We start from the raw sequence: 26,118 nt of genomic DNA, 5'->3' as shown, positions 1-26,118 counted from the left end.
CAGCCTCCTTGGATGTCTTTGGTGTGTCTTATTTCGCGGGCGCGTCCTGCAAAAAATCAAGCACCGCGGGAACCAGCGCCTGCACCAGCGCGTCAGCTTGCTCCTGGGTGAAGATCAGCGGTGGCAACAGGCGGACAACCCGCTCCTGCGTGACGTTGAGCAACACCCCGCGCTCCAGCATCCGCCCTACCAGCGCACCGGCCGGCCGGTCGAGCTCGATGCCGATCATCAGACCCTGACCGCGCACTTCCACCACGCCAGCATGGCCGGCAAACGCATGACGCAGCGCATGCTGAATCTGCTCACCGCGCGCCTGCGCGTTGGCCAAAAGGCCATCGTCTTCGATCACGGCGAGGGTTTCCAGCGCGGCACGGCAGGCCAGCGGATTGCCGCCAAACGTGGTGCCATGCTGTCCGGGGCCGAAAGTGGTCGCGGCCGCCCCGCGCGCCAGAATGGCGCCGATGGGCACGCCCGAAGCCAGCCCCTTGGCCATGGCGATCACGTCGGGACTCACCCCGGCCCACTGATGGGCGAACCATTTGCCGGTCCGCCCCGTGCCGCATTGCACTTCGTCGATCATCAGCAACCAACCGTGACGATCGCATAGCGTGCGCGCAGCGCGCAAGAAATCAGCGTGCGCCGGTTGAATGCCGCCCTCGCCCTGAATCGCCTCGATGAATACCGCCACGACATTGGGGTGCGTCTCGGCCACGCTTTGCAAGGCCGAGGCGTCGTTCAGCGGCACGCGCACGAAACCTTCGACCAGCGGCTCGAAGCCTTTTTGCACTTTGGGATTGCCTGTGGCCGAGAGCGTGGCCAGCGAGCGCCCATGAAACGCCCGTTCGAACACCACGATTTCCGGACGGTCGATCCCTTTGTTGTGACCGTGCAAACGCGCCAGCTTGATCGCCGCTTCGTTGGCTTCCAGCCCCGAGTTGCAGAAAAACGCCGTGTCCATGCCGCCCAAGGCGCATAAACGGTCGGCCAACTGCTCCTGCAGGGGAATCTGATACAGATTGGACGTGTGGATCAGCTTGCCCACCTGATCGGTCAGTGCGGCGACCAGCCTCGGATGCGCATGGCCCAGCGTGTTGACTGCGATGCCCGACAGCGCGTCCAGATAGCGTTTGCCCTGCGTATCCCACACCCACGCCCCCTCGCCATGCGCCAGGGCAATGGGGAGCCGCGCATAGGTGTTCATCACATGAGAGGGCATGGTCATTTCTCCTTTGCAAAAAAAGCAAACCCGGCGGGCAAGGCATAAAAAAGCACTGCGCCTCCGGGGGCAAAGTGAAATTATAGAGATCGGCGCATGACAGCTGAACTCAGGCAGCCCGGAGCATTTGTTGCAACTGCAACACAGAATCACCGTTCGGGTTTACCCGGTAATACTGCATTGCAGCATAATTGCGGCACCGCAGCAAAACTGCCTCTTCAAGGATTCACAGCCATGAGCGCCTTTCCACACTCCCTAGAACTGGTCAAACCCAGAGAAATTTTCATTCGCGGCGTCACCACCGAGGGACGCACCTTCCGCCCGAGCGACTGGGCAGAACGCCTGGCAGGCCTGATGGCCCGCTTTCGTCCCGTCGGTCTGTGCCGCAAAGAAGCCCACCTCGGTTACTCGCCCTATTGCGTGCCCACCTTGGTGGACGGCGTGCGTTGCTTGGTGGTGAGCGAGTCGCTGCGTGATATCGAGCCCATGGCGTTTGATTTTCTGCTCAACTTCGCCCGCGACAACCAGCTCGACGTGGTTGAAGCCTGCCTGACGCAAGCCGCCGCAATTGACGCTGAAATGGATGCCGAGGTAGAGGACCTGCAAACGGCGCGCGAAACGCTGCAGCGCGTGTTCCAAACCGCTTGAGTACTTCCCGCCCCCGCGCTGACTTGAAGACATAGGCGCACACAAAAAAGCCCGCAGATGCGGGCTTTTTTGTGGTCAATCTTTTGGTCAACCCAGAGGCCGACCAGAGCAGGCAAGGCAAATCAGGCCGCGGCGCCGGTAGCGGCAGAGGAGGCCAGCGCCTTGATCGCCGCGTTCAGGCGGCTCTTGTGACGCGCTGCGGTGTTCTTGTGGAAAATCTTTTTGTCGGCGATCGAGTCCAGCACCGGGGCGTTGGTCTTGAACACTTCCATCGCCTTGGCGTGATCGCCAGCGGCGATGGCCTTGCGAACCGACTTCACAGCCGTGCGAAAACGCGAACGCAGCGCGGTGTTGGCGGCGTTGGCCTTGACGGATTGACGCGCGCGTTTGCGACCCGACGGGGTGCGAACGCTCTTCTTTTTGGCTGCGGCTTTGGTTGCCATAGTTGAAATCCTTCTGTATTGCCTGCTCGGGAAACCGACCATTATAGACAAAAAATGGCGGGGTGCCAGCCTCTTTCGAGGCCAAGGCCTGCACATTCCTATAATGCTGCCCGGTGAATCTGCTCAAGGCCGCCTCCACCATCTCTTTGCTCACACTGACCTCGCGCATCACCGGCCTGGTGCGGGAAATCATGGTGGCGACTTATTTCGGCGCCAGCGCCTGGACGGACGCGTTCAACGTGGCGTTTCGCCTGCCCAATCTGCTGCGCCGCATGTTTGCCGAGGGCGCGTTTTCGCAGGCCTTCGTGCCCCTGTTGTCGCAGACGCGGCAGACCCAGACGGAAGAGCAGACGCAGGAGCTGATCGATCAGGTGTCCACCGCCTTGCTGTGGATACTCGCGGGGATCAGCCTTGTCGGCGTGCTACTCGCGCCCGTGCTGGTGTGGCTCACAGCGTCCGGCCTGCATCCCGAAGCGTTTGACGCGGCCGTCTGGATGACACGGCTGATGTTTCCCTACGCGGGGCTGATTTCGCTGGTGGCGCTCAGCGCAGGCATTCTCAATACCTGGAAGCACTTCGCGGTGCCCGCGGTCACCCCGGCGCTGCTCAACCTGGCCATCATCGGCGCCGCAGTGGCGTTTCACAAACTGGTGCATCCGCCCATTTTCGCCCTGGCGATCGGGGTGATGATCGGCGGGGTGGCGCAGTTGGCGGTGCAATGGCCGGCGCTGCGCAAATACGCCGTGGTGCCACGCTTTCGGCTGAGCTTTCTCAAGGCCTGGCGCTCTGAGGGCGTGCACCGCGTGGTCAAGCAGATGCTGCCCGCGAGCCTGTCGGTTTCGGTGGCGCAGGTGTCCATTGTCATCAACACGCAGATCGCGTCGCACCTGCAAGCGGGCAGCGTGTCCTGGCTGGCGTATGCGGACCGGCTGATGGAATTCCCCACCGCCATTCTCGGCGTGGCGCTGGGCTCGGTGCTGCTGCCCAGCCTGTCGCGCGCCAGCGCTACGCAAGACGTGGCCAAGTACAGCACCCTGCTCGACTGGGGGCTGCGCCTCACCCTGGTACTGGCGCTGCCCAGCGCCATTGCGCTGCTGATCTTCGCCCAGCCGCTGGTATCGATGCTTTACAACTACGGCCGCTTCGACCATGCGGATGTGCTGGCCACGACGAGCGCACTGCGGGCTTATGGCATCGGCCTGATCGCGTTGATTGGCGTCAAGATTCTGGCCCCCGGCTTCTATGCCCGGCAAGACTTGCGCACCCCGGTGAAAATCGCCCTGGTGGTGCTGGTGTGCACCCAGCTGATGAACCTGCTGTTCGTGCCGTGGCTGGGGCATGCTGGACTAGCGCTGGCCATCTCCGTGGGCGCGCTGCTCAATGCCAGCCTGCTGTTTCGCGGGCTGCGCCGACGCGGCATGTTTCAGCCGCAACCGGGCTGGGGGCGGTATGCGCTCAAGGTGGCTCTGGCACAACTGCCGCTGGGCGGGGTGATGTTGTGGGGCGCCGTCGCCCTGCCGTGGGACCGGGCGCATGGCGACCTGCTGCGGCTGGGCATGGGGCTGGGCCTGCTGGCCGTGGCCGCCGTGCTGTATTTCGCTACGCTGCGACTGCTCGGTTTCCGTCTGCGGCAATTCATGCACAGTGAATGATGTGTTGCGCCAACGCAAGCCGGTGCCCGCTCCGACCTTCCACAATAGGCGCATCATCTGCTGCATCAGCACAACAAGGAGAACGACATGAGCCTCGCCACTGACCTGCGCAATACCCTGCGCGACAAACTGCAGCAACGCCGCGTCCAGATGTTGGCCGACCTCCGGGACGAGTCCATCAGCGACGAGGGCACGCTGGCGGTGCGCAGCCACCGCGGCGAAACCGACGATGAGGCCGTGGTCGAATCGATGGACGCGGTGGAAATCGCCTCGACCGCGCGCGACGCCACCGAGCTTGCCGCCATCGACAGCGCGCTACAGCGTCTGGATACGCCTGACTTCGGCATCTGCATCGACTGCGGCGCGGACATCGAGCCCGCCCGGCTGCTGGCCGAGCCCACCGTGCTGCGTTGCACCGCCTGCCAGCAGCGTTTCGAGCATCAACACCACACGCCCGGCGGCGCGCGGCTGTAGCATCCGGGGCATGCCTGCAAGCCCCGTCACTCCTCCCCGCACCCCGCTCGGCGCACCCGGCCTTGAGCGGGTGCTCACCCGCTGGCTGATTCCGGCCTACGTCATCGGCGTGAGTCTGCCCTGGATCATTGGCGCGTGGATCAAGACCGGCTATCAGCCCGGTCTGGTGAACGGCGACCCGCAGCCCACCCGCGATCTGATCGATATTTTTTGCATCGGCATGAGCCTGTTCGACGCCACGCTGGTGTTCACCGTGGGCATCGGCTGCCTGGTGGTGTCCATCATGAAAGGCCCGGTGCGCTGGGCCGACGCCTCTCACGCCACACAACAGGTGCGCGAACCGGGCGAGCGCGAGAGGTTTTGAGATGCCTCACGCCATCGCCGTCGTCGACATCACCGGCCTGATTCTCGCCGGGGGCCGCGGCAGCCGCATGGGCGGGGTGGACAAAGGCCTTCAGCCCTGGCGCGGCCAGCCGCTGGCACGGCAAGTGCTGCAGCGGCTCAGGCCCCAGGTGGGCACGGTGTTGCTCAACGCCAACCGCCACCTCGAGGTCTATCGCGGCTGGGGCCTGCCGGTGTTGACCGATGCCGCGCCGGACGAATTTTCGGGGCCGCTGGCCGGCTTTCTCGCTGGACTGCAAGCGTGTGTCACGCCGTATCTGCTCACCGCCCCCTGCGATTCGCCGCTGTTGCCCACCGATCTGGCCGCGCGTCTGGGAACAGCGCTGCTGAAGTCTTCTGCGCGCATCGCGTTGCCCCGCGCGGGAGGGCGGCTGCAGCCCGTGTTCTGCCTGATGGAGGCCAGTCTGCGCGACGATCTGGGCGCCTTCCTTCAATCCGGCGGGCGCAAGATCGAGCATTGGACCGCGCAGCACCCCACGGCCATCGTCGACTTCGACGACACCCGAGCCTTCGAAAACATCAACACCCCGGACGACCTGCAGCGGCTGGACGCCGACGTTTCACCATGACCCCTTCATTCGATCTGCAGCACATCATTTCCTGCGTCAGCGGCTACGACCCCAACGCCCTTCGGGTGGACGCGGCGCTGGCGGTCATTCAGGCCAGCATGCAGCCGGTACAGGCCAACGAGCGCCTGGCGGTGCGCGCGGCACTCGGCCGGGTGCTGGCGCAGGACATCATTTCGCCCATCGACGTGCCCGCCCACGACAACTCGGCGATGGACGGTTACGCCCTGCGCGGCGCCGATCTCGCAGCGCAAGGCGACACCGTGCTTTCGGTCGCCGGACGCGGGCTCGCCGGTCATGCCTTCAGCGGCGAAGCGCCGGCGGGCAGCGCCGTGCGCATCATGACCGGCGCGGTGATGCCCGCAGGCTGCGACACCGTGGTGCCGCAGGAGTTTTGCCGCGTCGAAGGCGATCAGGTCATTTTCCCGCCCGGCCTGGTGCGGCCCGGCGACAACCGCCGCCTGCGAGGCGAAGACCTGGCGCGCGGCAAAGCGGCCCTGCCCGCAGGCAAGGTGCTGCGCCCCGCCGATCTGGGTCTGATGGCCTCGCTGGGCATGGCCGAAGTCTCGGTGCGCCGCAAGCTGCGCGTGGCCTTCTTCTCCAGCGGAGACGAGCTGCGCTCGGTCGGCCAGCCGCTCGATCCCGGCTGCGTTTATGACAGCAACCGCTACACCCTGTGGGGCATGCTGGAACGTCTGGGCTGCGAAGTCATCGACCTCGGCGTGGTGGCCGACAACCCGCAGGCGGTAGAGGCCGCGCTGCGCACCGCGACCGAATGCGCCGATGTGGTCATCACCTCCGGCGGCGTGAGCGTGGGCGAGGCCGACTACCTGCGCAGCACCCTGGCGAATGTGGGCGAAGTGGTGTTCTGGCGCATCGCCATGCGGCCGGGCCGTCCGCTGGCTTTCGGCCAGTTGCGCGCGGGTGCGCACAGCGCCTGGCTGTTCGGCTTGCCGGGCAATCCGGTGGCGGTGATGGTGACGTTCTACGCCTTCGTCCGCCCTGCCCTGCTGCACTGCATGGGCGCCAGCCCGCAGCCGCAGCCGATGCTGCGCGCCGTCAGCGCGCAAACCCTGCGCAAAAAACCCGGCCGCACCGAATACCAGCGCGGCCTGCTCACCCCTTTGCCCGATGGCCGCTGGCAGGTGAGCGCCATCGGCAACCAGGGATCGGGCGTGCTCAGCTCCATGTCGCAAGCGCACGGTCTGATCGTGCTGCACCATGAGCAGAGCACCGCACAGGCTGGCGATTTGGTGGACGTACTGCTGTTCGACGGGCTGGTTTGAGCGTTCTGTTTGGGCCGCTCAGAAAATCTTGTTGATCAGATCGTCGCCCAGCCCCATACCCGCGCCCATTTCCATCGCGCGGCCAAAGCCGGAATTGAGAAAACCGTCGAGCGCGCCCATGATGCCGCCGCCCTGCTGCTGCATGGGCATGGCCGAGTTCTGCGCCATCATGCCCTGAGGCATATAGCCCGGCTGCATGGCGGCCGGCATCGCCTGCATCTGCTGCGCCTGGTTTTGCCACATGCCGTGGATGGCCTGCAGCACTTGCCCCATTTGCTGCTGCTCGGCCTGCACGCCCAGCGCGACTTCGCGCAGATCGAGCAACCATTCGCGCGCGTCCTGGTTGCCGCCCTGGGCCGCCGTCTGCAGCTTGGCGGCCAGCGCCTGCAACTGCTGCCCGACCTGCTGCGCCTCGCTCTGCAATTGCTGATACTGCTGATCGATGGTCTGAATATCCATGCGGAAGCCTCCGGGTTGTTCAAAGACCTCTATTGCACCGCAGCGCCAGCGCCCTGCGGGTCAATGGATGTCAAAGTGGCAACAATTCATTCAAGCGCGTCCATCAGTTTGTCCTGCTCATCGTTTTTCGGCTGCCCGCGGCCCAGCAAGGCGTAGAGCAGGATGGCGCCGAAGGTCGCCGTGCCGATGCCGCCCAGTGCGAAGTCGCCGAACTTGAGGGTGAAGTCTGCCGTGCCCAGCATCAGGGTGATAGCCACGATGATGAGGTTGCGGCTGTCGGAGAAGTCCACCTTGTTGTCCACCCAGATGCGCGCGCCGGAAACCGCGATTAAGCCAAAAATGACAATGGCCACGCCGCGCAGCACCGGCGGCGGAATGAGGTGAATGAGCGCGCCGAATTTGGGGCTGAAGCCAAACACAATGGCAATCACCGCGGCGGTGGCGAAAATCAGCGTGGAGTAGATCTTGGTCGCGGCCATCACGCCGATGTTCTCGGCATAGGTCGTCACCCCCGTGCCGCCGGCCGAACCCGAAACAATCGTGGCGAGACCGTCGCCGAGAAAGGCGCGGCCCATGTAGCGATCGAGGTTGCGGCCGGTCATGGCGGTGACGGCCTTGATGTGGCCCAGGTTCTCCGCCACCAGAATGACCACGACGGGCACGATCAGCGTCATCGCCTTGGGCTGAAACTCGGGCGTGGCGAACGTCGGCATGCCGAACCAGGCGGCGTTGGTCAAGCCGGAGAAGTCCATCGGCGTGCCCAGTCCCAGGCCATTGGTGAGCACGGCGTAAATCACGCTGGCGATCAACAAACCCACCAGAATGAGCAGCCGCTGCACCATGCCGCGGGTGTAAACCGCCACCAGACCGATGCTGACGAAGGAGATCAGCGCCATCCAGTCGTCGAAGTTGCTCGCGCCGTGACTCTTGATGGCGATGGGCGCCAGATTCAGCCCGATCACCGCGACCACCGAGCCGGTCACCACCGGCGGCATGAGCCGCTCGATCCATTTCACGCCCACGCCCATGACAATGAGACCGATCACCGCATACACCACGCCGCAGGCGATGATGCCGCCCAGCGCGACACCGATATTCGGGTTCGCCCCGCTGCCCGAATAGCCACTGGCCGCGATGACCACGCCGATGAACGAAAACGACGAGCCGAGATAACTCGGCACTCGCCCGCCGACGACCAGAAAGAAAATCAACGTGCCGATGCCGCTCATCAAAATCGCGATATTGGGACTGAAACCCATGAGCAGCGGCGCGAACACCGTCGAGCCGAACATGGCCACCACATGCTGCAGCCCCATCACCAGGGTCTGCGGCCCGGGCAGGCGTTCATCCGGGGCGATCACCCCGCTGGTCTTGAGTTGCCATTTAGGAAAGTAACCATCGGCCATATTGCGCTCCGCCTTGGATTGAGAGTGGGTGGGATCGGGCTTGAGCTCCGGCGTATGCCGACCGCTGCCCCGGTTTTTACTTGGTGCCGAAAATGCGGTCGCCCGCGTCGCCCAGACCCGGCACGATGTAGCCGTGGTCGTTGAGCCGCTCGTCGATGGCGGCCAGGGTGATGGGCACGTCCGGGTGAGCGGTGCGCACGGTGCGCACCCCTTCGGGCGCGGCCAGCAGGTTCACCAGCTTGAGCGACGTCGCTCCGGCGCGCTTGAGATGGGTGAGCGCGGCGGCGGCCGAGTTGCCGGTGGCCAGCATGGGATCGACCACGATCACCAGGCGTTCGGCCATGTCTTCGGGCACCTTGAAGTAATACTCCACCGGCTCCAGCGTGGCCGGGTCGCGGTACAGGCCGATGTGGCCGACGCGGGCGTTGGGCAGCAGGTCGATCATGCCATCGAGCATGCCGTTGCCCGCCCGCAGGATGGACACCAGACACAGCTTCTTGCCCGCGAGGATGGGCATGCGGCACTGCGCCACCGGCGTGGTCACCTCGACCAATTCCGTGGGCAGATCGCGGGTGGCTTCATAGGCCAGCATGGCGGCGATTTCGCGCACCAGTCGGCGGAAGTTGTCGGTGGTGGTGTCCTGGCTGCGCGCCAGCGTGAGCTTGTGCTGCACCAGCGGATGCGAGACGACGTGGACCTGGGAATCATTCATGGCGGGCTCTTTTTGGAATTGTGACGTTGGAGTAAGAACGGCAATTTTGCGTCATCCCGCTGTACCCACCTGCTACAGCCGCAACCGTTGGTGTGCAAACTACCGAGAATCGGATGCTACGGGTTTGCACTGAGGCGATTGTTGAACCATACTGCAGTGCAACAGAAAAAAGAGATGCGATTCGCACCGCCCCCATTCCAACCAGGAGACTCTCAATGCGTTTACCTCTTTTGACCCTGCTTGCGGGCTGCGCGCTGGGCCTGCAGGCCCAGGCCGCCTTTGCCGCGCAGCCCACCCCGAACGACCCCGAAGTGATGCGCGGCGCCTATCTGGCCCGTGCCGGCGATTGCATCGCCTGCCACACCGCGCCGAAAGGCGAGCCCTTTGCCGGCGGCCTGCCGATGAATCTGCCCATGGGCATCGGCAAGGTGTACTCGCCCAACATCACGCCGGATAAGAAGGACGGCATCGGCAACTGGACTTTCGCGCAGTTCGACGAAGCCGTGCGCCACGGCAAGTCGCCGCGCCTGGGCTACCTCTACCCGGCCATGCCTTACCCCTCGTATGCCCGCATCGAACCGCAGGACATGCGTGCGCTCTACGCCTATTTCATGCACGGCGTGCAGCCGGTGGCGCAGGCCAACAAGCCCGAAGACATTCCCTGGCCGCTGAACATGCGCTGGCCGCTGGCGGTGTGGGACTGGCTGTTCGCCCGCGACGGCGTTTACAAACCCGACCCCAAGCAGACCGCGCAGTGGAACCGCGGCGCTTATCTCGTTGAAGGACTGGGGCACTGCGGCGCCTGCCATACCCCGCGCGGCCCGTTTCTGCAGGAAAAGGCGCTGGCGCCCGGCGGGGCGGATGGCAGCCTGTATCTCTCTGGCGCGCGCATCGACAACTGGTACGCGGCCAATCTGCGCGGCGACCAGTCCGACGGTCTGGGCCGCTGGACCCCAGCCGAACTGGTGCAACTGCTCAAGACCGGGCGCACCGCTAACTTCACCATTGTCGGCAGCATGACCGATGTGATCCACGACAGCACCCAGCACCTGAATGACGGCGATCTGGAAGCGATTGCCGTGTTCCTCAAATCGTTGTCGCCCATCCACCCGAATGCCGCGATCAACCAGCCGCAAACCCCGGTGATGACCGCTGTTGCCCGGGCCGGCGGCCCGCTGTACGCGGCGCATTGCGCCATGTGCCATCAGGCGCAGGGCCAGGGCATTCCCAATGTGTTCCCCGCTCTGGCGCTCAACCCCACGGTCAACACGCCCGACCCGATCAACACCATTCGCATGATGCTGCACGGCGGACATACGGTCGAGACCAAAGGCAACCCCACGCCCATGGCCATGCCCGATCTGGGCGCCACGCTGGGCGACACGCAAGTGGCCGAAATCGCCAGCTATGTGCGCAGCAGCTGGGGCAACGACGCGCCGAACGTCAGCGCGGACGAGGTGGCGAAAATCCGCAAACTCGTCGCGGCGAAATAATCCAAGCAGCCCTTCCAGGCCCGGCCCAGCCGGGCTTTTTTTGCGCCCTCAAAAAAACGCCCGGGCGCCAAAGACACGTCCAGTTTCAAATCAACGCACTTGTTCACCGCTTTGCGCAAAGTCCAGACCGAGAATGAATCATGACATTTCGAAGACGCGCCAAGCACGCGTCGGTTCAGTTTCATCCTCTGGAGACTCTCATGTCCATTCGCACATCCAAAAAAATTCTGCGTCACTTCGCAGCCGGTCTGGCTTTGAGTGCCACGGCCGTTGCCGCCCACGCTGCGGCGGCTCCGTCGCAGATCAAGATCGGCACGCTCTACGCCAGCAGCGGCCCCTTCGCCGTCGCCTCGCAAGGCCAGTATGAAGGCCTGAAGTATTGGGCCGACGCCATCAACAAAGAGGGCGGCGTGTTCGTCAAGGCGTTCAACAAAAAGATTCCCGTCAAGCTCGTCGCCTACGACGACCAAAGCTCCACCTCCACCGCGACCACGCTCTACAACCAGCTCATCACGCAAGACAAGGTGGATGTGCTCGTGGCCGATTTCGGCTCGGTGCTCACCTCGGTGGCCGTGCCGCTGGCCGCCGAGCACCACATGCTGCTGATCGACCCGACCGGCTCGGGCGCCAACTTCTTTACCAAGCCCACCAACTATCTCGCCGATGTAAGCATTCCGTCGAGCACGGTGTGGCCGGTGCCGCTGGCCAACTATCTGGTGCAGCAGAAGATCAAGCGCGTGGCCATCGTCTACAGCGCCAACGACTTCGACGCCTCTCAGGCCGCCACCCTCAAGGACGTGCTGGCCAAGGCCGGCATCAAGCCGGTGTATGACCACGGCGTGCCCACCAGCGAGTCGAACTACACCATCCTGCTGCACACCATCGCCGCCACCCAGCCCGAGGCGGTGCTGGAGTTCGGCTATGCGCCCAACGACATCGCCTTCCTTAAGGCGCTGCACCAGAGCGGGCTGCATTTCCCCATGACCTTCACCATCTTTCCGGGCCAACTGCTGTCGCTGCTGACCAAGAACGTGGGTGAAAAGGCGCTGGCCTATACCTACACCTACCCGACTCCGCCGCTGGTGAAGTACGACAAGGTGAGCTACGGCATGAACACCCAGCAGTTCGTCGATGCCTTCAAGACGGCCATGAAAAAAGAGCCCAACTTCCTCGATTGCTCGGGCTACAACACCGGGCTGATCGTGCAGCACATGCTCGACACCGCGCCCAAGTTCGACCAGCTCGCCTTCCATCAGGCCGTCATGGACATGTCGGGCAAGACCACCACCCTGCTCGGCCCCTTCGACGTCAACGCCAACGGCGCCCAGCTCGGCCAGCCCTTCCCGGTGGCGCAACTACAGCCCAAGGACGGCAAGCTCGACGTGGTCGTGGTCTATCCGCAAGACAAGGCGACCGGCAAGGCGGTGTATCCCGCGCCCAAGCCGTAAGCACGACAAGCCGGGTGACAAAGCGGCGCGGCAGGTGCAGCCTGTGCGCCGCTTCCTTCGACTAATCCACCAAAAGCAGCTCAGGGAGGGCGCGTGGAACTGCTTGAATACGCCATCATCGGCGGCATTCTGTATGGCATTTATTTCAGCCTGATCGGCATCGGGCTGAACCTGATCTTTGGCGTCATGCGCATCATCAATCTGGCGCATGGGCAGTTCATCGTGCTGGGCGCGTATGCCGCCTGGCTGGTGTCGCGCCACTTCGGTTTCAACCCGCTGTGGGGCGTGCCGACGGTGATCGTGGCCGCCATCGTCATCGGCTATCCGCTCTATTACGCCGTGGTGCCCCGACTGCAGCGCAGCGGCGACCCGGAAATGCTGTCGTTCATTCTGTTTTTCGGCGTGGGGCAGATGCTCGAAGCACTCACCGGGCTGGGCTTCGGCGCCGATCAGCGTTCGCTGCCCAGCGAGGCGCTGGGCTCGGGCAATCTTGGGGTATTTGGGCAGGAGTTTCCGGACAGCTGGTGGTGGGCTGCCGGAGTGAGCATCGCCGCCATCGTGGCGCTGTGGCTGTATTTCACCCGCACCCGGCTGGGCTACGCCACCCGCGCCATCATGGCCAGCCGCGAAGAAGCGCTGGCCACCGGCATCAACGTGAACAAGGTCTCGGTGCTGGCCTTCGTGGCCGGGCTGGCGCTCGCCGGTGTCGCCGGGGTGTTTCTGCCCTACCTGCTCGGCTCGGTTTCGCCCGATCTGGGCGACAGCCTCACCACCACCTCGTTCGCCATCGTCATCATCGGCTCGCTGGGCAACCCGCTGGGCACCATCATCGGCGGCCTGGTGTTCGGGCTGGGCACGATGTTGATGCAGACCTATTACTCCTCCTGGTCCAACCTCGTGCCTTATGTGCTCTTGCTGGTGATCGTGCTCATCCGCCCCACGGGCCTGCTCGGAAAGGCGGTGCGCAGTGTCTGAACATTCTTTGCTACAACGCTGGCGACCGGGGCTCATCGTGCTGGCCTTGCTGATTGCGGTGTTCCTGTTTCTGCCGCATGTCTACGGCAACGAATCGCTGCTGTTCACGCTGATGACCTTCATCGTGCTCGCGCAGGGTCTCAATCTGCTCTATGGCTTTACCGGCTATCTGCCCTTCGGTTATGTGGGCTTTTTTGGCTGCGGCGCTTATGCCACCTCGCTGCTGGTGCTGCACAGCGGTCTGCCGGTGCTGCTGTGCGTGGTGGGAGGCGGGCTCGCTGCGGTGGTGATGGGGCTGATTCTCGGGCCGCTGCTGCGGCTCTCAGGCGCTTACTTTTCCATCGCCAGCCTGGCGGCGTCGCAGATTCTGTATTTCGTCGTCTCCAACACCAATCTGGCCGACATCACCGGCGGGCCTTACGGGCTGAAAATCGAACAGGTGTATGCGCCCTCTGCGAGCTATCACACCATGCTGGCGGTGCTGGTGCTGGCCACGGCGCTGGCCGCCTACTTTCGCGTCTCGGCCTTCGGCATGGGGCTGCGCGCCATGAAGCAAGACCCGGTGAGCGCGTCCATGGTCGGCATCAACATCGTGCGCGCCCGGCTCATCACCTGGCTGATTTCGGCTGGCGTGGCTGGCTTGGCCGGCGGGGCCTATGCGTGGAATCTGTCGGTGTTCTATCCCGAAGCGGTGTTCACCTTGCAGATTTCGGTGTTCGCCATCGTGTTCTCGTTGTTTGGCGGGGTGGGCACGGTCATCGGCCCCATCATCGGCGCGGGAGTGCTTTACAGCTTGTATTCGGCGATCGGCATCTCAGAGCCGCAGTATTTCCAGTTGATCTACGGCGGGCTCATCGTGCTGCTGGTGTTGTTCATGCCCGGCGGCGTGCTGTCGCTGTTGACGCGGAGGGGCGTGCGTGTCTTCTGAAACCCTCCTTCAGCTGCAGGGCGTGAACAAGCGCTTCGGCGGCCATGTGGTGCTCAACGACGTGAGCTTCAGCCTCGCGCCGGGCGAGATCGTCGGCCTGGTTGGCCCCAATGGTTCAGGCAAGACCACGACCATCAATCTCATCTCGGGCCTGTACCGCGCCGACAGTGGCAGTATTGCGTTCAACGGCAAGCCGGTGCACAAGGTGCCGATGCACAAGCTGGCGCAGCTCGGCATCAACCGCACTTTTCAGGTGCCCAAGACCTTTCGCGATATGACGGTGCGCGAGAACATTGAAGTGGCCGCGCACTTCGGCCATGCCGCGGGCGCGGTGGACATTAACGCCATCCTGCACGACATCGAGCTGGACAAGCAGGCCGACAAGCTGGCGGGCTCGCTCACGGTCAACCAGCAAAAGCTGCTCGATCTGGGGCGCGCACTGGCCACGGGGCCGAAGTTGCTGCTGGTCGATGAAATCGGCGCCGGGCTCAACCCGGCCGAGCTGGGCGGCATTGCCGAGCTGCTGCGCAAGCTGTCGCAGCGCGGCATCGCCCTCATCGTGGTGGAGCATCTGATGGCGTTTCTCGGCAGCATCACCCAGCGTGTCATCGTGCTCGGGGCCGGGCGCATGTTGTTCGAGGGCTCGCTCGACGCCGCCTCGCGCCACCCGGAAGTCGTGGCCGCATTCTTCGGGGGCGAAGCATGAGCGCATCCAATACAAGCGCCGCCCTGCTTTCGCTACGCGATGTGCAGACCGGCTATGGCGCGCTGCAAGTGCTCTGGGGCGTCGATCTGGAGGTGATGCCCGGCGAGACGGTGCTGCTGCTCGGCGCCAATAGCGCGGGCAAGTCCACCCTGCTGCGCACCCTCATCGGGCTGCTGCCGTGCTGGCGGGGCGAGATTGCCTTCGAGGGCGAACGCATCGACCGCCTCGCACCCGATCAGCGCATTCGCCGCGGCATGGCCTATATGTCGGAACTCGGGGTATTTCCCACCCTGTCGATCGACGAGAACATCGCCCTGGGCGGCTACTTTCTGAGCGATGCGCAGATTCGCAAACGCAAGGAGCAGTTGTTCGCGTTGTTCCCCGATCTGGCCGCCAAGCGACGCGACGCGGCGGGCACGCTGTCGGGCGGGCAGCGCAAGATGTTGGGCATCGCCAAGGTGCTGATCTCCGAGCCCAAGCTGCTGCTGATGGACGAGCCGTCGTCGGGCCTGGCACCGGTGTTCGTCAAGCAGGTCATCGAAGTGCTCAAGACCAGCATCGGCGCGGGCACCGCCCTGCTCATCGCCGAGCAGAACGTGGCCTTCCTGGAACTGGCCGACCGCGGCTATCTGATCGATCACGGCAAGGTGCGACTCTCGGGCACGCGGGCCGAACTCGAAGCCAGCGACGCGGTTCGCGAGACTTACTTCGGGCTGTAAACTCGGCGGCAACGATGCGGCATGTTGTCGCGTGTTGCCGCCATGCCCTACTCCACCTCCCGACAAGACGCCTTCAAACAGAGCACCTATCGCCGCATCTACCCGCTGCGCGTGGTCGGCATGGGGCTGGGCGGGCTGGCGATAGCCGGGGTGCTGATCAAACAGCACGCGCACCCGTGGCGCTGGGCGCTGATGATCGCAAGCTGCCTGCTGTGGCCGCAGATCGCCCTGCTGCGCGCGCGGCTGAGCACCGACAGCTACCGCGCTGAAAAACACAACCTGCTGATCGACTCGGCCATCGCCGGCATGTGGGTGGCGTTGATGCATTTCAACCTGCTGCCCAGCGTGGTGCTGGTCACCGTCACCACCTTCGACAAACTCAGCAGCGGCATGCGCCGCCTGTGGCTGATCTCGCTGCCGGGGCTGTTTGGCGCGGCAGTGCTTACCGCGTTAATTCTGCGCCCACCGGTTCAGCTGGAAAGCTCGCTGCTGATCGTTGCCTGCACCTTGCCGCTGCTGGTGGTGCACACCCTGTCGAGCAGCATCGGCAGCTACCGGCTCATTCGCACCGTGTCGCGGCAGAACAAGCTGCTGGAACAACTGCGCCGCACCGATGCGCAAACCGGTCTGTTCGCCCGCGACCACTGGCAGCAGCAGGCCGACGCCGCGCTGCAGCTTTTTCAGGCCGTGGGGCAGCCGGCCTGTCTGCTGATGATCGATGTGGATCACTTCAAGCAGGTGAACGATACCTACGGCCACACGGCCGGAGACGACGCCATCCGCGCAGTGGGGCAACTCATCCGCGACTGCATCCGCGAAGAAGACTGCGCCGGTCGCTACGGCGGCGACGAGTTTGCGGTGCTGTGCCAGAACACCGGCCAGCCCGACCCGCTGGGCATCGCCGAGCGCATCCGCACCGAGTTGCTGACGCTGCGGCTGCCGCATCACCCCAATGTGCGGCTGAGCAGCAGTATCGGCGTAGCCGCTGCCGCCCCGGCATTCAGCAACCTGCAAGCCTGGATGCAAGCCGCCGACGCTGCGCTTTACTCGGCCAAGCACCAAGGGCGCAACCAAGTAGCGAGTCACCCGACTGCTCCTTACGCTGCGGCGCAGGTTCGCCCCGCCTGAATCAAAGGCCACCTACGGCGGCAATAGTTGGCAATTCGCCCGCTGCAGGTCGCCTTCGCCCCTTCAATTGAGGGGGATGTCCGTTTACATTTCTTGGCATTGATGCGCACTGACCCCGCCCCCATGCCGCACGACGCCCAGATCACGACTGCACCGCACGCCATTGCTGCGGCACGCGTGCGGCTGTTGCTCGCCACGGTGCCGGTCTCTGCCGTGACCAACGCCTCCGTGGCGCTCATCGCCATGGCGCTTCTGCACGGCGGCGCACCCGTCGGCTTTTATGCGGTCTGGGGTGGCGTGATGATCGGCCTGCAGGCGATTCGGCTGTTGGTCTGGCTGATCTGGCGCGGGGCGTCGGCGGAAAACCTTCGTCCGGTGCAGCGCTCGCTGCGGCTACGCGTGCTGCGGGCCGCGTCCTGGGCCACGGGGATGAGTTGGGGCGCGATTCCCGCCGCCCTCTTTCCCGCAACCCCCATCGAGCAGTCGTTCGTCGCCTTCTTCTTGGCTGGGGTGAGCGGGGCTGCGGTGGCGGGCCTGGCGTTCGATGCCTGGGCTTCCGGGCTGTTCGTCGTCTCGGTCATCGTGCCGCTGGCGCTGCGCCTGATGGGGGTGCAAACCTCTTTGTCCACGGCGATGGCGGCCATGGTTTGCATCTATCTGCTCTACCTCGGCGTGGCGATACGCCGCGGGCAGCTCCAGTTCCTGCAACTGCTCGATTGGCGCACGCGGGCCGAAACCGCACGCGCACGCACCGCGCGGCAAGCCCAGCTCAACGCCCTGCTGGCCGAAGCCAACCAGCTTGGCACCAGTGCGCCCAATGCCGCAGCGCTCTATGCCGCGATCTGCCGCACCTACGCAGCGCTGGACGGCCAAGCGCCGCTGAGCATCGTGCAGCGCGACCCCATCACAGGAAGTTTCGAGATCGCCGCGCAGTCCAGCCCGGCGCCGCTGGACGTGCTGGACACCTCGCTGCTCGACAGCGCCTGGGGCCAGAACCGCCCGCAGTTCCAGGGCGATGGCCGCACGCTGGACGCCTGCATCCCGCTGCATGCGCAAGGGCAGGTGTGCGCCCTGCTGCGCGTGGTCTGCGCCAACACAGCCGAGCGCGCCCCTTGCGAAATGGATGACAGCCTGCGCGACTGGCTGCTCAATCTGGCCGCCAGCGTGGATCGCGGGCTGCAAGCCATCAGCCAGCGCGAGCGCATCGACCGGCTGCAAAAACTCTACCGCGCCCTGATCAGCGAAGGCGAAGTGGTGCTGCAGTCGCGCAGCGCAGAAGAGATGCTGCAGCGCACCTGCGACACCCTCGCCACCGACACCCAGTTCCATGCCGCCTGGCTGGCGCGGCCGGACGACAGCGGCGCCTTTCGCGTGCTGGCGCGCGCAGGCGAAGGCGCCCTGCAGCTCGATCACTTTCGCGTGCATCTGAACGACGCCAACCGCGTGCCCCTGGTGCTGCGCGTCTGGGATACCCAGACTCTGCAGGTCTGCAACGATCTGCTCCGCGACCCGGACATGCAGCCCTGGAACTCCACACTGTCGCGCTATCGCTGGCACGCCGCCCTGGCCACCCCCGTATGGCGCGGTGGCGCGCTGTGGGGGGTGCTGGTGTTCACCTCGCCACAGGCGCAGGCCTTCGACGAGCAGACCATCGCCCTGTGCCAGCAGGTCGCGGCCCTGCTGGGCTATGGGCTCGATGAACTCGACGTGAAAGAGCGCCTGAGCCATCTGCAGCGCGTCGAAGCGCACCGCGCGCGGCACGACACCCTCACCGGCCTGCCCAATCGCTATGCCCTGGAGCAATACCTGCCCGAAGTCATCGCCCGCGCGCGTCGGCAAGGCAGCCTGTTCGCCGTGGGCATGATCGATCTCGACGGCTTCAAGCTGATCAACGACACCTGGGGCCATAGCGCGGGCGACCGCGTGCTGCGCGAACTCACCCGTCGCCTGCAGGCCGTGCAGCGTCAGACCGATTTCCTGGTGCGCCTGGGCGGAGACGAATTCGTCGTAGTGATGGAAGACCTCAACCCGCTCGAAGTCCAGACCGGCTATGCCAACAGCGTGCAGCGCCTGCGACAAGCCGTAGCCGCCCCGTTCGACATTGCGCCGAATGTGCAACTACCCATCGACATGAGCATCGGCATCTCCGCCTACCCGCTCGACGCGCAGGACGCCGACACCCTGATGCGGCTGGCCGACAAAGCGATGTATGCGGCCAAACCGAAAAACAGAACCTCTGCGAACTCCCCCTGAATCGCGCGAGCCCTGAAAAGTACGCTACTTCACCAGCGGCCTGATGGTGGTGAAGCCCCCATCCACCGGGATGCACTGGCCGGTGATGCGGCTGGCGGACGCTGACAGCAGAAAGGCCATGACTTCGGCGATTTGCTCGGCCGTCTGCACCCCGCCCAGCGGATATTGCTTGCCCGCGCCTTCGCGCATGGCAGCCACTTTGAGCATGCCCGCGGTCAAAGGCGTGTCGGTCATGCCAGGCGCCACGGCGTTGACGCGCAGGCAGATCGGCGCGTAGGTCGCCGCCGCGCTGCGCACCAGTCCTTCCACGCCCGCTTTGGCCGCGGCAATGGCTTCGTGGTTGGCCACCCCGATCTGCGCGACGACCGAACTCACCAGCACCGCCGCGCCCGGTTGTTGCGCGGCGCGGCGCGCCTCGATCCACGCGCCGAGCACGCAAAGAGCGCTATCGAGGTTGACGCGCAGCACCTCGCGCCATTGCTGGGCGCTGGTGCGGTGCAACGGTGCGATCAGGGTGCTGCCCACGCAATGCGCCAGATGCGACGGCGTCTGGCCCAGTTGCTCCGCGCACTGCGCGATGGCCTGCGCCGCGCCCTCGGGCGTGGTGACATCCGCGGTAATGCGCACGCTGGACGGCACATCGGCCAGCGCCGTCGCGTCGCGCCCAACGGCGGCCACGCGCCAGCCCTGCGCATGCAACTGCGCACTCAGCGCCCGGCCCATGCCGCCGCGCGCACCGGTAATCAAAACAACGGGTTGCTCATTCATGAAACAAATCTCCTTGAATAGACGATGACGCTGAAAGGATTTGCACGCGCGACCAATACGCAGAAAACGATCGGCAACGCGGCGTCGGCTCGGCAAAAGCCGGTGGCGGCGTGGCCAGAGCAAGATCGCTCCAGGCTGCGGAAAGATGCGGGTTATGCCAGCCCTGCACCGAGCGCGCCGCCTGGAGCGCCTCCAGCAAAGAGGCCGTCGTCCCAAACCATCGCGCGGGCGTAAGCACCTGCATGCGTGCAGTCACAAACTGCCAACGCGCGGCAGACCAGGGCCAGCGCGCGTGCCAACCGGCATCGCAAACTGCGACCGGCAGCCTGCCTTCTGGAACCGGCCCCAGCGCCCAGGGGTGAACCAGCCAGACATCCCGTGCGGCCACGGCCAGCGCATCCGCTTGTGAAAACCCACCGGCGGGCGGCTCGGAGAACAGGGCGGGTTCTGCCACGCCGACAAACTCGCCGGGTTCAGGGCCGAGGTCTTGTGGTTGAAGCGCAAGCGCATTCAGCTTGTCGTAAGACGCATCGATCACGGTGCCCGGGCTATGCCAGGCGGCAGGCGCGTACTTCGCCACGTTGTCGGCATTGAACAAATAGGGCTTGGAGCTGCCCGTGCCCGCCACCCATTGCCAAGACAGGTGGTTGCTGACGAGATCGCCATCGAGCAGGTGCGCAAACATCCAGTCGGCCCCGGCGCGCCAGTGCACCTTGCGCAGATGCACGGTGTAGGAAGCCAGCCACATGCGCGCGTGGTTGTGCAAATAGCCCGTGGCATAGAGCGTGCGCACCGCCTGGTCGATCACCGACACGCCGGTGCGGCCTTCGCGCAGGTCCGCGGGCAAGGCGGGGGCGTAAGCACGGTCTGGCAGCGGGCCGGGGTGCTGCGATCGCAAAATGCCGCTGCCCTCGTGACGCCAAACATGCTGAAAAAAGGCGCGCCAACCGAGCTCCTGCAACAGCTTGTCCTGAAGCCCGAGGCCGTGGCGCATCGACAGGTGCTGCACCACGTCGCGCAGACCGAGAAAGCCATGCGTCAAATACGGTGAGAGCCGGGTGACGCGCCCTTCCAGATGGTTGCGGCTGCGGGCGTAGTCTGCAGGACGCACCGCAGCGAGGCGGCGCTGCGCTGCCGCAAGGGTCGGCTCGAAAAGCGTCGCTGGTTCGGTTGCCAGAGTCATGCCGCGTCCCGGATGGACTGGGCTTGCGCCTGGATGCGTGCGCGCTCGTCGGCCGACAACCGCGCCAGATTGCGCACCTGCATCACCGTGCGCGGATTGGCCGCAAGGCGCGCCTCGTGCCGCAGCAAAAAGTCCCAATACAGCGTGGTGTAGGGGCAAGCCTTCGCACCCACACGCTGCGCCGGGTCAAACCGGCAGGCCGCGCACAGGCTGCCTCCGCTCATGCGCTGAATGTATTTGCCGCTGGCGATATAGGGCTTGCTGGCCATCAGGCCGTCGTCCGCCGCCTGGCTCATCCCCAGGGTGTTGGGCAGTTCCACCCACTCCACCGCATCGACATACACGGCCAAAAACCACTGGTGCACCTGCTGCGGCTGCACCCCGTGCAGCAAGGCATACAGGCCGATGACCATCAGCCGCTGGATGTGATGGGCGTAACCGTAGCGCAGGGTTTGCGCCAGGGCGTCGCGCAAGCAGGCCATGTCGGTCTGGCCGGTCCAGAACCAGGCGGGCAACGGCGCCTGCGCGCCCAGCGCGTTGCGCTCGGCGTAGCCGGGCATCTGCGTCCAGTAAATGCCGCGCACATATTCGCGCCAGCCCAGAATCTGGCGGATGAAGCCTTCGGCGCTGTGCAGCGGCGCTTGCCCCTGGCGCCAAGCGGTCTGCGCCGCCTCGACCACTTCGCGCGGATTCAGGAGCTTGAGGTTGAGCGCAGCAGAAAGGTGGGCATGCCAGAGCCAGGGCTCGTTGGGCCAGAGTGCGTCTTGCCACTGGCCGAATTGCGGCAGGCGCTCGCGCATGAAGCGCTCCAGCGCCTGCAAGGCCTGCGGCCGAGTCACCGGCCAGGCGAAATCGGCCAGCGTGCCCGGATGGCTGGCGAAGCGCTGATTCACCACAGCGATGACCTCGCGCGTGATGGCGTCTGGTGCAAACTGCGCCGGGCTGGGTACATGGCCGGGGCCGGACTTGGGAAACGCCTCGCGGTTGTCGGCATCGAAATTCCACTGTCCGCCAGAGGGCTGATCACCCTCCATCAACACATCGTGTCGCTGGCGCATGGCGCGGTAGAAAAACTCCATGCGCAACTGCTTGCGGCCTCGGGCGTGCGCGGCAAAGTCGCTGGGCGAAGCGTAGAAGTGCCGGTCTTCGCGCACTTCCAGCGGCACGCCGCGCGCAGCGGCGGCGGCCTTGATCGACTGCAGCACCCGCCAATCGCCGGGCTGGGTCATGACCAACTGCGCGGGGCGCAGGCGCTGCACAGCGCGCTGCAGTTCGGCAGCCAGACTGCCCGCGTTAGCGGCGTCGTCAAGCTCGGTGTAATGCACTGCGAGGCCAGCAGCACGCAAGTCTGCCGCGAAGTGGCGCATCGCCGCCAGAAACAAAGCGATACGCGGCTTGGAAGACCAGACATGGGTGGACTCTTCTGCCACCTCGGCCATCCACACCGCATCCTGCATGGGGTCGAACCCGTCGAACGCGCTAGCCTGCGGGTCGAGCTGATCACCCAGCACCAGCACCAAATGGCGCAGCGGCCTCGCAGGATCAGGGCTTGTCATGCCACGCTCCGGCTTGGCTCTTGGCCTTGTTCCGATTTTTGCGGCAGGCTTGCGAGCAGTAGCGCACCGCCTCCCAGTTTTTCGCCCAGGCGCGACGCCAGCTCATGGGGCGACCGCACACCGCGCAGGGTTTGCTGGCCAGAGCCGCCTTGTTTCCCTTGTGACCGCTTGCCGCTGCGCTCATTCGAACAACTCCTGCTGTCGCGGTGGCGCGGGTGGCGCGACCGGCGGCTTGCGCGCGCGGGAGCCGCTGGGCGGCAGGCCGCTCTTGCGCGAGCCGTGCCGCTGTTGCACCGCCAGCGCCTCATCGTTCGCCTGAGGGCTTTGGCGGATGGCGTAGATGCGGTCTTTGGCCTGCTTGACGGCGCTGCGCTCATCGACGATGGGCGGCGGATAAGCCGAAGTCCCCCACTCCGGCACCCACTGGCGGATGAACGCGCCCTGCGGATCATGGTCAGCCTGCTGCTTGGCCGGGGAATACACGCGCAGGGTGTTGATGCCGGTGGTGCCCGACTGCATCTGCATCTGGCTCCAGTGAATGCCCGGCTCGAAATCGAGAAACTGCCGCGCCAGATGCAGCCCCGGCTCGCGCCAATGCAACCAGAGGTGATAGGCGGCAAAACTCACCAGCATGGCGCGCATGCGAAAGTTGATCCAGCCGGTTGCGTTGAGGCAGCGCATGCAGGCGTCCACCATCGGGAAGCCGGTGTTGCCACTGCGCCAAGCCTCGAAATACGCGGGGTTGAATTCAGGCTCGCGCAAGCCGTCGTAGGCGCGCGCAAAGTTGTGGAATTCGATGCCCGGTTCATCTTCGAGCTTTTGCATGAAGTGGCAATGCCAGCGCAGCCGCCCGGCAAAACCGCGCAGGTGATACACCATGCTGCGCGCCGGCGCCTCGCCACTGGCCTGCAAGGCGCGAATGCGTTGCTCGGTGGCCTGATGCACTTGCCGCATGGAGAGCGTGCCGAAGGCCAGATGCGCGCTCAGGCGCGAGCAGCCCTGCGCTGCCGTGAGCGGACTGGACAGATCGCGCCGGTACTGCGCGCCCCGCGTGTGCAAAAAGCTGTGCAGAGTGGACAGGGCCGCCGCCGTGCCTGCAGCGGGCATGGGGCGGGCCGCGGGCAAGCGCAGATCGCGCAGGGCCGGAAAGTCGCCCGCTGCCAACGGCTTGGATGCGTCGCGCAGGCCCTGCGGCACAGGCAGCTGCGGCGCATCCATGCGCCTTTGCCAGCGGGCCGCCCAGCCCGCACGATCACGCAGACGGCGCACCACGCCGTTTTGCGGCCATTCCTGCCAGATCACGCCTTGCTCGCGGCACCAATGCGCCACCCGTTTGTCGCGCGCATAGGTCCAGCCTGGACCGGTTTCTTCGTGGCTGAACAGATGGGTGAAACGCACCTCGCGGCGGATGTCTTCGAACACCTGAGGCACATCGCCCACGCGCACCAACAGCCTGAGACCGGCTTGCGTCAGCGACTCCCTCAGCGCGGAAACGCAATCCGCCGCGAACTGCACATGCTGCGCATCGCACTCCGGGCTGGCGATCCACTCCGGCTCCACCACATAAAGCGCCAGCGCCGCATCGCATTGCGCGGCGGCGTGCAATGCGGCGTGATCCTGCACACGCAGGTCGCGTTTGAACCAAACGAGCGCCAAAGTCGACATGGTTCGATGATGCCATGTCCCCATGGCACGCCGCTGCGCGCCGTCGAGTGCCATGACGGCGCCTACGGAAATGTCCGCCGCTTCACAAGGTGGCCGCCAAAACCCCACGCAAACTATTGACCACGGCGATTTGCTCGGCGCGGAGCAATGCATCGGGTTTGAGCACACACTCGCGCACCCCGCCGTGGTCGATCAGCCATTGCCGCCCCACTCCGGGCAACAGGCCGCTTGCCAGCGCCGGTGTGCACCACGCGCCGCCCAAGCGCAGCAGCAATGAGCTGCGCCCGCCTTCGCACAGTTCGCCGCGTTCGTTGCAGAAGATCTGGTCGAACGCGCCCTGCGCCTCGGCGGCGCGCCAGGCGGCGTCGTAGCGCGCACGATGGGTGGTCTTGTGGCGCAGGAACAAGTCGGCCGAATCGAGCGCGTCGGCGGCCCGCAGCAGCCGCACCGGTTGCTGCGGCGCGGGCGGCATGGGCTGCACGTCGATCTCGACCGCGCCCGATTTGCGCAGCACCAACCGCGTGCGCCAGGGCGCGGGAGCCAGCGCCGCGCAAGCGGCTTGCCACGCCTGGCAGCCATCGGCGAGTGCGGGCGCAGAAGGCGCAACGAGGCCGCGATGCGCCTCGGCCAAGGCTTGGCGCAGTGCGGGCAGGTCGCAGGCAAAGGCGAAAAACGCCGCCGAGCGCGCCAGCCGCGCCAGATGCCGCTCGATGCGCGCAGCCTGCGCGGGCCACACGGCGGCGAAGGTTTCGATCAGACCGAAGCCCGGATCGTGCGCGGTGACGAAGCGCAGCTTGTCCCAACATTCCTGCCACTCGGTGGCGGGGTCGGAGTCGATCACCACGCCGCTGCCCACGCCCAGTTGAAAAGCGCGGGTTCCGGCAGTCTCCCCTGTGGTCTGCACGCCGTCTTCGACCTGCAAGGTGCGAATGGGCACGCTGAACACCGCCAGCGGCCCTTGCCCGGCATCGCGCGGGTCGATGAAGCCCAGCGCGCCGGTATAAAGCCCGCGCGGCCCGCCCTCCAGCGCGCGAATGATCTCCATGCTTTTGCGCTTGGGCGCGCCCGTCACCGAGCCGCAGGGAAACAGCGCGGCAAAAATCTCCGCCCAGCGCCGTGGCCCGCCGCGCTCGTCGAGCACGGCCTGCACGCTGGAGGTCATCTGCCACACAGTGGGATAGCGCTCGACGGTGAAGCGCTCGGGCACGCGCACCGAACCCGGCACGGCCAGCCGCCCCAGATCGTTGCGCAACAGGTCGAGGATCATCAGGTTCTCGGCGCGGTTCTTGGGATCGGCAGCCAGCGCCAGCGCGGCCTGCGCGTCGGCTTCTGCGTCGGCGCTGCGCGCAGCGGTGCCCTTCATGGGCCGTGCGCGCAGCGTGGCCCCGTCGCGCGCGAAAAACAGTTCGGGCGAAAAACTGAGCACCCAGCGCCCGCCGAGTTTGGCCAGGCAGGAATAGCGCGTGGGCTGCCCCTGCCGCAGCGCGGCATACAGCGCCAGCGGATGGCCGAACGCCTGACCGCGCAGCGGCCAGGTGAAGTTGATCTGGTAGCTATCGCCCGCGCGCAGGTGCGCAGCGATGCGCGCCAGGGCGGCGGTGTAGTCCGCCTGCGTGATGCCGGGCTGCAGAGCGGCCACGCCGCAGGGCTGGCCACCATCGAGGCGGGCGATTTGCGCTTGGAACCACTGCTGCGTCTCGGCGGCGGTCATGCGCCTGGCCGCATCGAACGCCAGCGCCTCGACCAAAGGGGCGGCCAGGGGAGCATGCACGGGCAAGTCGGCCAGCGCCTGCGCGGCTTCGTAATGGACGAACAAGGCGACCTGACGCCCAGCGTTCAATGCGTGTTCGATCTGCTGAAAAGCACTCTCGACTTGCTCTGCCTGCCACGCCTGCCAGCGCGACAGCGGCTGCTGGTACAGGCGGGTCAGCGGCTGCGACGGCTCCAGCGCGTCGTCGAACAACACAAAGTCTTGCATGGCGGTGAGGCGAATTCGGGGAAACCCCTGTGACAGGTGGGCGACAAATGCGAC

The 26,118-nt window shown here is 65.4% G+C and carries 25 protein-coding genes; 14 read left to right on the top strand and 11 right to left on the bottom strand.

The window, feature by feature from the left end:
* Positions 1 to 28: 28 nt before the first annotated feature.
* Positions 29 to 1,216 carry an acetylornithine transaminase gene (locus tag ABT24_RS04930; RefSeq protein WP_276727514.1) on the bottom strand — a complete coding sequence of 396 codons (1,188 nt, stop codon included), beginning with the start codon at positions 1,214 to 1,216 and terminating at the stop codon, positions 29 to 31.
* Between the two features lie 234 nt (positions 1,217 to 1,450).
* Here ABT24_RS04930 and ABT24_RS04925 point away from each other — a divergent pair, with 234 nt between their 5' ends.
* On the top strand, positions 1,451 to 1,864 hold the full coding sequence (locus ABT24_RS04925) for a DUF3579 domain-containing protein (protein WP_013105224.1): 414 nt from the start codon (positions 1,451 to 1,453) through the stop codon (positions 1,862 to 1,864).
* A 122-nt stretch (positions 1,865 to 1,986) separates the two neighbouring features.
* Here the strand turns inward: ABT24_RS04925 and rpsT are convergent, their stop codons facing one another.
* Positions 1,987 to 2,307, bottom strand: a complete 321-nt coding sequence (gene rpsT, locus ABT24_RS04920) for a 30S ribosomal protein S20 (protein WP_276727517.1) — start codon at positions 2,305 to 2,307, stop codon at positions 1,987 to 1,989.
* A gap of 113 nt (positions 2,308 to 2,420) precedes the next feature.
* Here rpsT and murJ point away from each other — a divergent pair, with 113 nt between their 5' ends.
* The 5 genes from murJ to moeA all read left to right on the top strand — a co-directional run bounded on the left by murJ (position 2,421) and on the right by moeA (position 6,687).
* A complete protein-coding gene (gene murJ, locus ABT24_RS04915; protein WP_276727520.1) occupies positions 2,421 to 3,959 on the top strand; it encodes a murein biosynthesis integral membrane protein MurJ in 1,539 nt (512 codons plus the stop codon).
* An 87-nt stretch (positions 3,960 to 4,046) separates the two neighbouring features.
* A complete protein-coding gene (locus tag ABT24_RS04910; protein ID WP_276706143.1) occupies positions 4,047 to 4,433 on the top strand; it encodes a TraR/DksA family transcriptional regulator in 387 nt (128 codons plus the stop codon).
* 10 nt (positions 4,434 to 4,443) lie between these two features.
* Positions 4,444 to 4,797 (top strand): hypothetical protein, encoded by a 354-nt coding sequence (locus tag ABT24_RS04905; protein WP_276727522.1) that lies wholly within the window; start codon positions 4,444 to 4,446, stop codon positions 4,795 to 4,797.
* A 1-nt stretch (position 4,798) separates the two neighbouring features.
* On the top strand, positions 4,799 to 5,404 hold the full coding sequence (gene mobA / locus ABT24_RS04900; protein WP_276727524.1) for a molybdenum cofactor guanylyltransferase MobA: 606 nt from the start codon (positions 4,799 to 4,801) through the stop codon (positions 5,402 to 5,404).
* Positions 5,401 to 6,687: a molybdopterin molybdotransferase MoeA gene (moeA, locus tag ABT24_RS04895; RefSeq protein WP_276727526.1), complete on the top strand. Its 1,287-nt coding sequence runs from the start codon at positions 5,401 to 5,403 to the stop codon at positions 6,685 to 6,687. The genes mobA and moeA overlap by 4 nt, the downstream gene beginning before the upstream one ends.
* An 18-nt stretch (positions 6,688 to 6,705) precedes the next feature.
* Here moeA and ABT24_RS04890 read toward each other — a convergent pair whose 3' ends face one another.
* The 3 genes from ABT24_RS04890 to upp all read right to left on the bottom strand — a co-directional run bounded on the left by ABT24_RS04890 (position 6,706) and on the right by upp (position 9,264).
* Positions 6,706 to 7,146 carry a hypothetical protein gene (locus tag ABT24_RS04890; RefSeq protein WP_276727529.1) on the bottom strand — a complete coding sequence of 147 codons (441 nt, stop codon included), beginning with the start codon at positions 7,144 to 7,146 and terminating at the stop codon, positions 6,706 to 6,708.
* Between the two features lie 86 nt (positions 7,147 to 7,232).
* On the bottom strand, positions 7,233 to 8,552 hold the full coding sequence (locus ABT24_RS04885; RefSeq protein WP_286728664.1) for a solute carrier family 23 protein: 1,320 nt from the start codon (positions 8,550 to 8,552) through the stop codon (positions 7,233 to 7,235).
* A gap of 76 nt (positions 8,553 to 8,628) precedes the next feature.
* Positions 8,629 to 9,264, bottom strand: coding sequence for a uracil phosphoribosyltransferase (gene upp, locus ABT24_RS04880; RefSeq protein ID WP_013105215.1), 636 nt, complete (start codon positions 9,262 to 9,264; stop codon positions 8,629 to 8,631).
* Positions 9,265 to 9,479: 215 nt separating this feature from the next.
* Between upp and ABT24_RS04875 the strand changes: the two genes are divergently transcribed.
* The 8 genes from ABT24_RS04875 to ABT24_RS04840 all read left to right on the top strand — a co-directional run bounded on the left by ABT24_RS04875 (position 9,480) and on the right by ABT24_RS04840 (position 18,914).
* Positions 9,480 to 10,757, top strand: coding sequence for a c-type cytochrome (locus ABT24_RS04875; protein ID WP_276727536.1), 1,278 nt, complete (start codon positions 9,480 to 9,482; stop codon positions 10,755 to 10,757).
* 200 nt (positions 10,758 to 10,957) lie between these two features.
* Positions 10,958 to 12,205 (top strand): amino acid ABC transporter substrate-binding protein, encoded by a 1,248-nt coding sequence (locus ABT24_RS04870; protein WP_276727538.1) that lies wholly within the window; start codon positions 10,958 to 10,960, stop codon positions 12,203 to 12,205.
* A gap of 93 nt (positions 12,206 to 12,298) precedes the next feature.
* Positions 12,299 to 13,180: a branched-chain amino acid ABC transporter permease gene (locus tag ABT24_RS04865; protein ID WP_276727542.1), complete on the top strand. Its 882-nt coding sequence runs from the start codon at positions 12,299 to 12,301 to the stop codon at positions 13,178 to 13,180.
* Complete coding sequence (locus tag ABT24_RS04860; protein ID WP_172979057.1) at positions 13,173 to 14,108, top strand: branched-chain amino acid ABC transporter permease; 936 nt, start codon at positions 13,173 to 13,175, stop codon at positions 14,106 to 14,108. The genes ABT24_RS04865 and ABT24_RS04860 overlap by 8 nt, the downstream gene beginning before the upstream one ends.
* A complete protein-coding gene (locus ABT24_RS04855) occupies positions 14,098 to 14,814 on the top strand; it encodes an ABC transporter ATP-binding protein (RefSeq protein WP_276727545.1) in 717 nt (238 codons plus the stop codon). The genes ABT24_RS04860 and ABT24_RS04855 overlap by 11 nt, the downstream gene beginning before the upstream one ends.
* The gene (locus tag ABT24_RS04850) at positions 14,811 to 15,533 is read left to right on the top strand and encodes an ABC transporter ATP-binding protein (RefSeq protein WP_276706121.1); all 723 of its coding nucleotides are present in this window, start codon (positions 14,811 to 14,813) and stop codon (positions 15,531 to 15,533) included. The genes ABT24_RS04855 and ABT24_RS04850 overlap by 4 nt, the downstream gene beginning before the upstream one ends.
* Positions 15,534 to 15,554: 21 nt before the next feature.
* A complete protein-coding gene (locus ABT24_RS04845; protein ID WP_276727549.1) occupies positions 15,555 to 16,661 on the top strand; it encodes a diguanylate cyclase in 1,107 nt (368 codons plus the stop codon).
* A gap of 102 nt (positions 16,662 to 16,763) precedes the next feature.
* Positions 16,764 to 18,914, top strand: a complete 2,151-nt coding sequence (locus tag ABT24_RS04840) for a sensor domain-containing diguanylate cyclase (protein ID WP_286737390.1) — start codon at positions 16,764 to 16,766, stop codon at positions 18,912 to 18,914.
* 24 nt (positions 18,915 to 18,938) lie between these two features.
* Here ABT24_RS04840 and ABT24_RS04835 read toward each other — a convergent pair whose 3' ends face one another.
* From ABT24_RS04835 to ABT24_RS04810, 6 genes are all read right to left on the bottom strand, one after another.
* Entirely contained in the window at positions 18,939 to 19,682 is a 744-nt protein-coding gene (locus ABT24_RS04835) for an SDR family NAD(P)-dependent oxidoreductase (protein ID WP_286737389.1), read from the bottom strand.
* Positions 19,675 to 20,865, bottom strand: coding sequence for an FAD-binding domain-containing protein (locus ABT24_RS04830; RefSeq protein ID WP_276727558.1), 1,191 nt, complete (start codon positions 20,863 to 20,865; stop codon positions 19,675 to 19,677). Before ABT24_RS04830 ends, ABT24_RS04835 begins: the two co-directional genes overlap by 8 nt.
* Complete coding sequence (locus ABT24_RS04825) at positions 20,862 to 22,421, bottom strand: cryptochrome/photolyase family protein (protein WP_276727561.1); 1,560 nt, start codon at positions 22,419 to 22,421, stop codon at positions 20,862 to 20,864. Before ABT24_RS04825 ends, ABT24_RS04830 begins: the two co-directional genes overlap by 4 nt.
* Positions 22,408 to 22,605 (bottom strand): DUF2256 domain-containing protein, encoded by a 198-nt coding sequence (locus tag ABT24_RS04820; RefSeq protein WP_276727564.1) that lies wholly within the window; start codon positions 22,603 to 22,605, stop codon positions 22,408 to 22,410. Before ABT24_RS04820 ends, ABT24_RS04825 begins: the two co-directional genes overlap by 14 nt.
* A complete protein-coding gene (locus ABT24_RS04815) occupies positions 22,602 to 24,086 on the bottom strand; it encodes an FAD-binding domain-containing protein (RefSeq protein ID WP_286737385.1) in 1,485 nt (494 codons plus the stop codon). Before ABT24_RS04815 ends, ABT24_RS04820 begins: the two co-directional genes overlap by 4 nt.
* A gap of 82 nt (positions 24,087 to 24,168) precedes the next feature.
* The gene (locus ABT24_RS04810) at positions 24,169 to 26,064 is read right to left on the bottom strand and encodes a chorismate-binding protein (protein WP_276727570.1); all 1,896 of its coding nucleotides are present in this window, start codon (positions 26,062 to 26,064) and stop codon (positions 24,169 to 24,171) included.
* Positions 26,065 to 26,118 lie beyond the last annotated feature (54 nt).

This window comes from Thiomonas sp. SCN 64-16 (assembly GCF_001725585.1).
Lineage (GTDB): Bacteria > Pseudomonadota > Gammaproteobacteria > Burkholderiales > Burkholderiaceae_C > Thiomonas > Thiomonas arsenitoxydans.
This window is presented reverse-complemented; position numbering and strand designations above follow the sequence as displayed.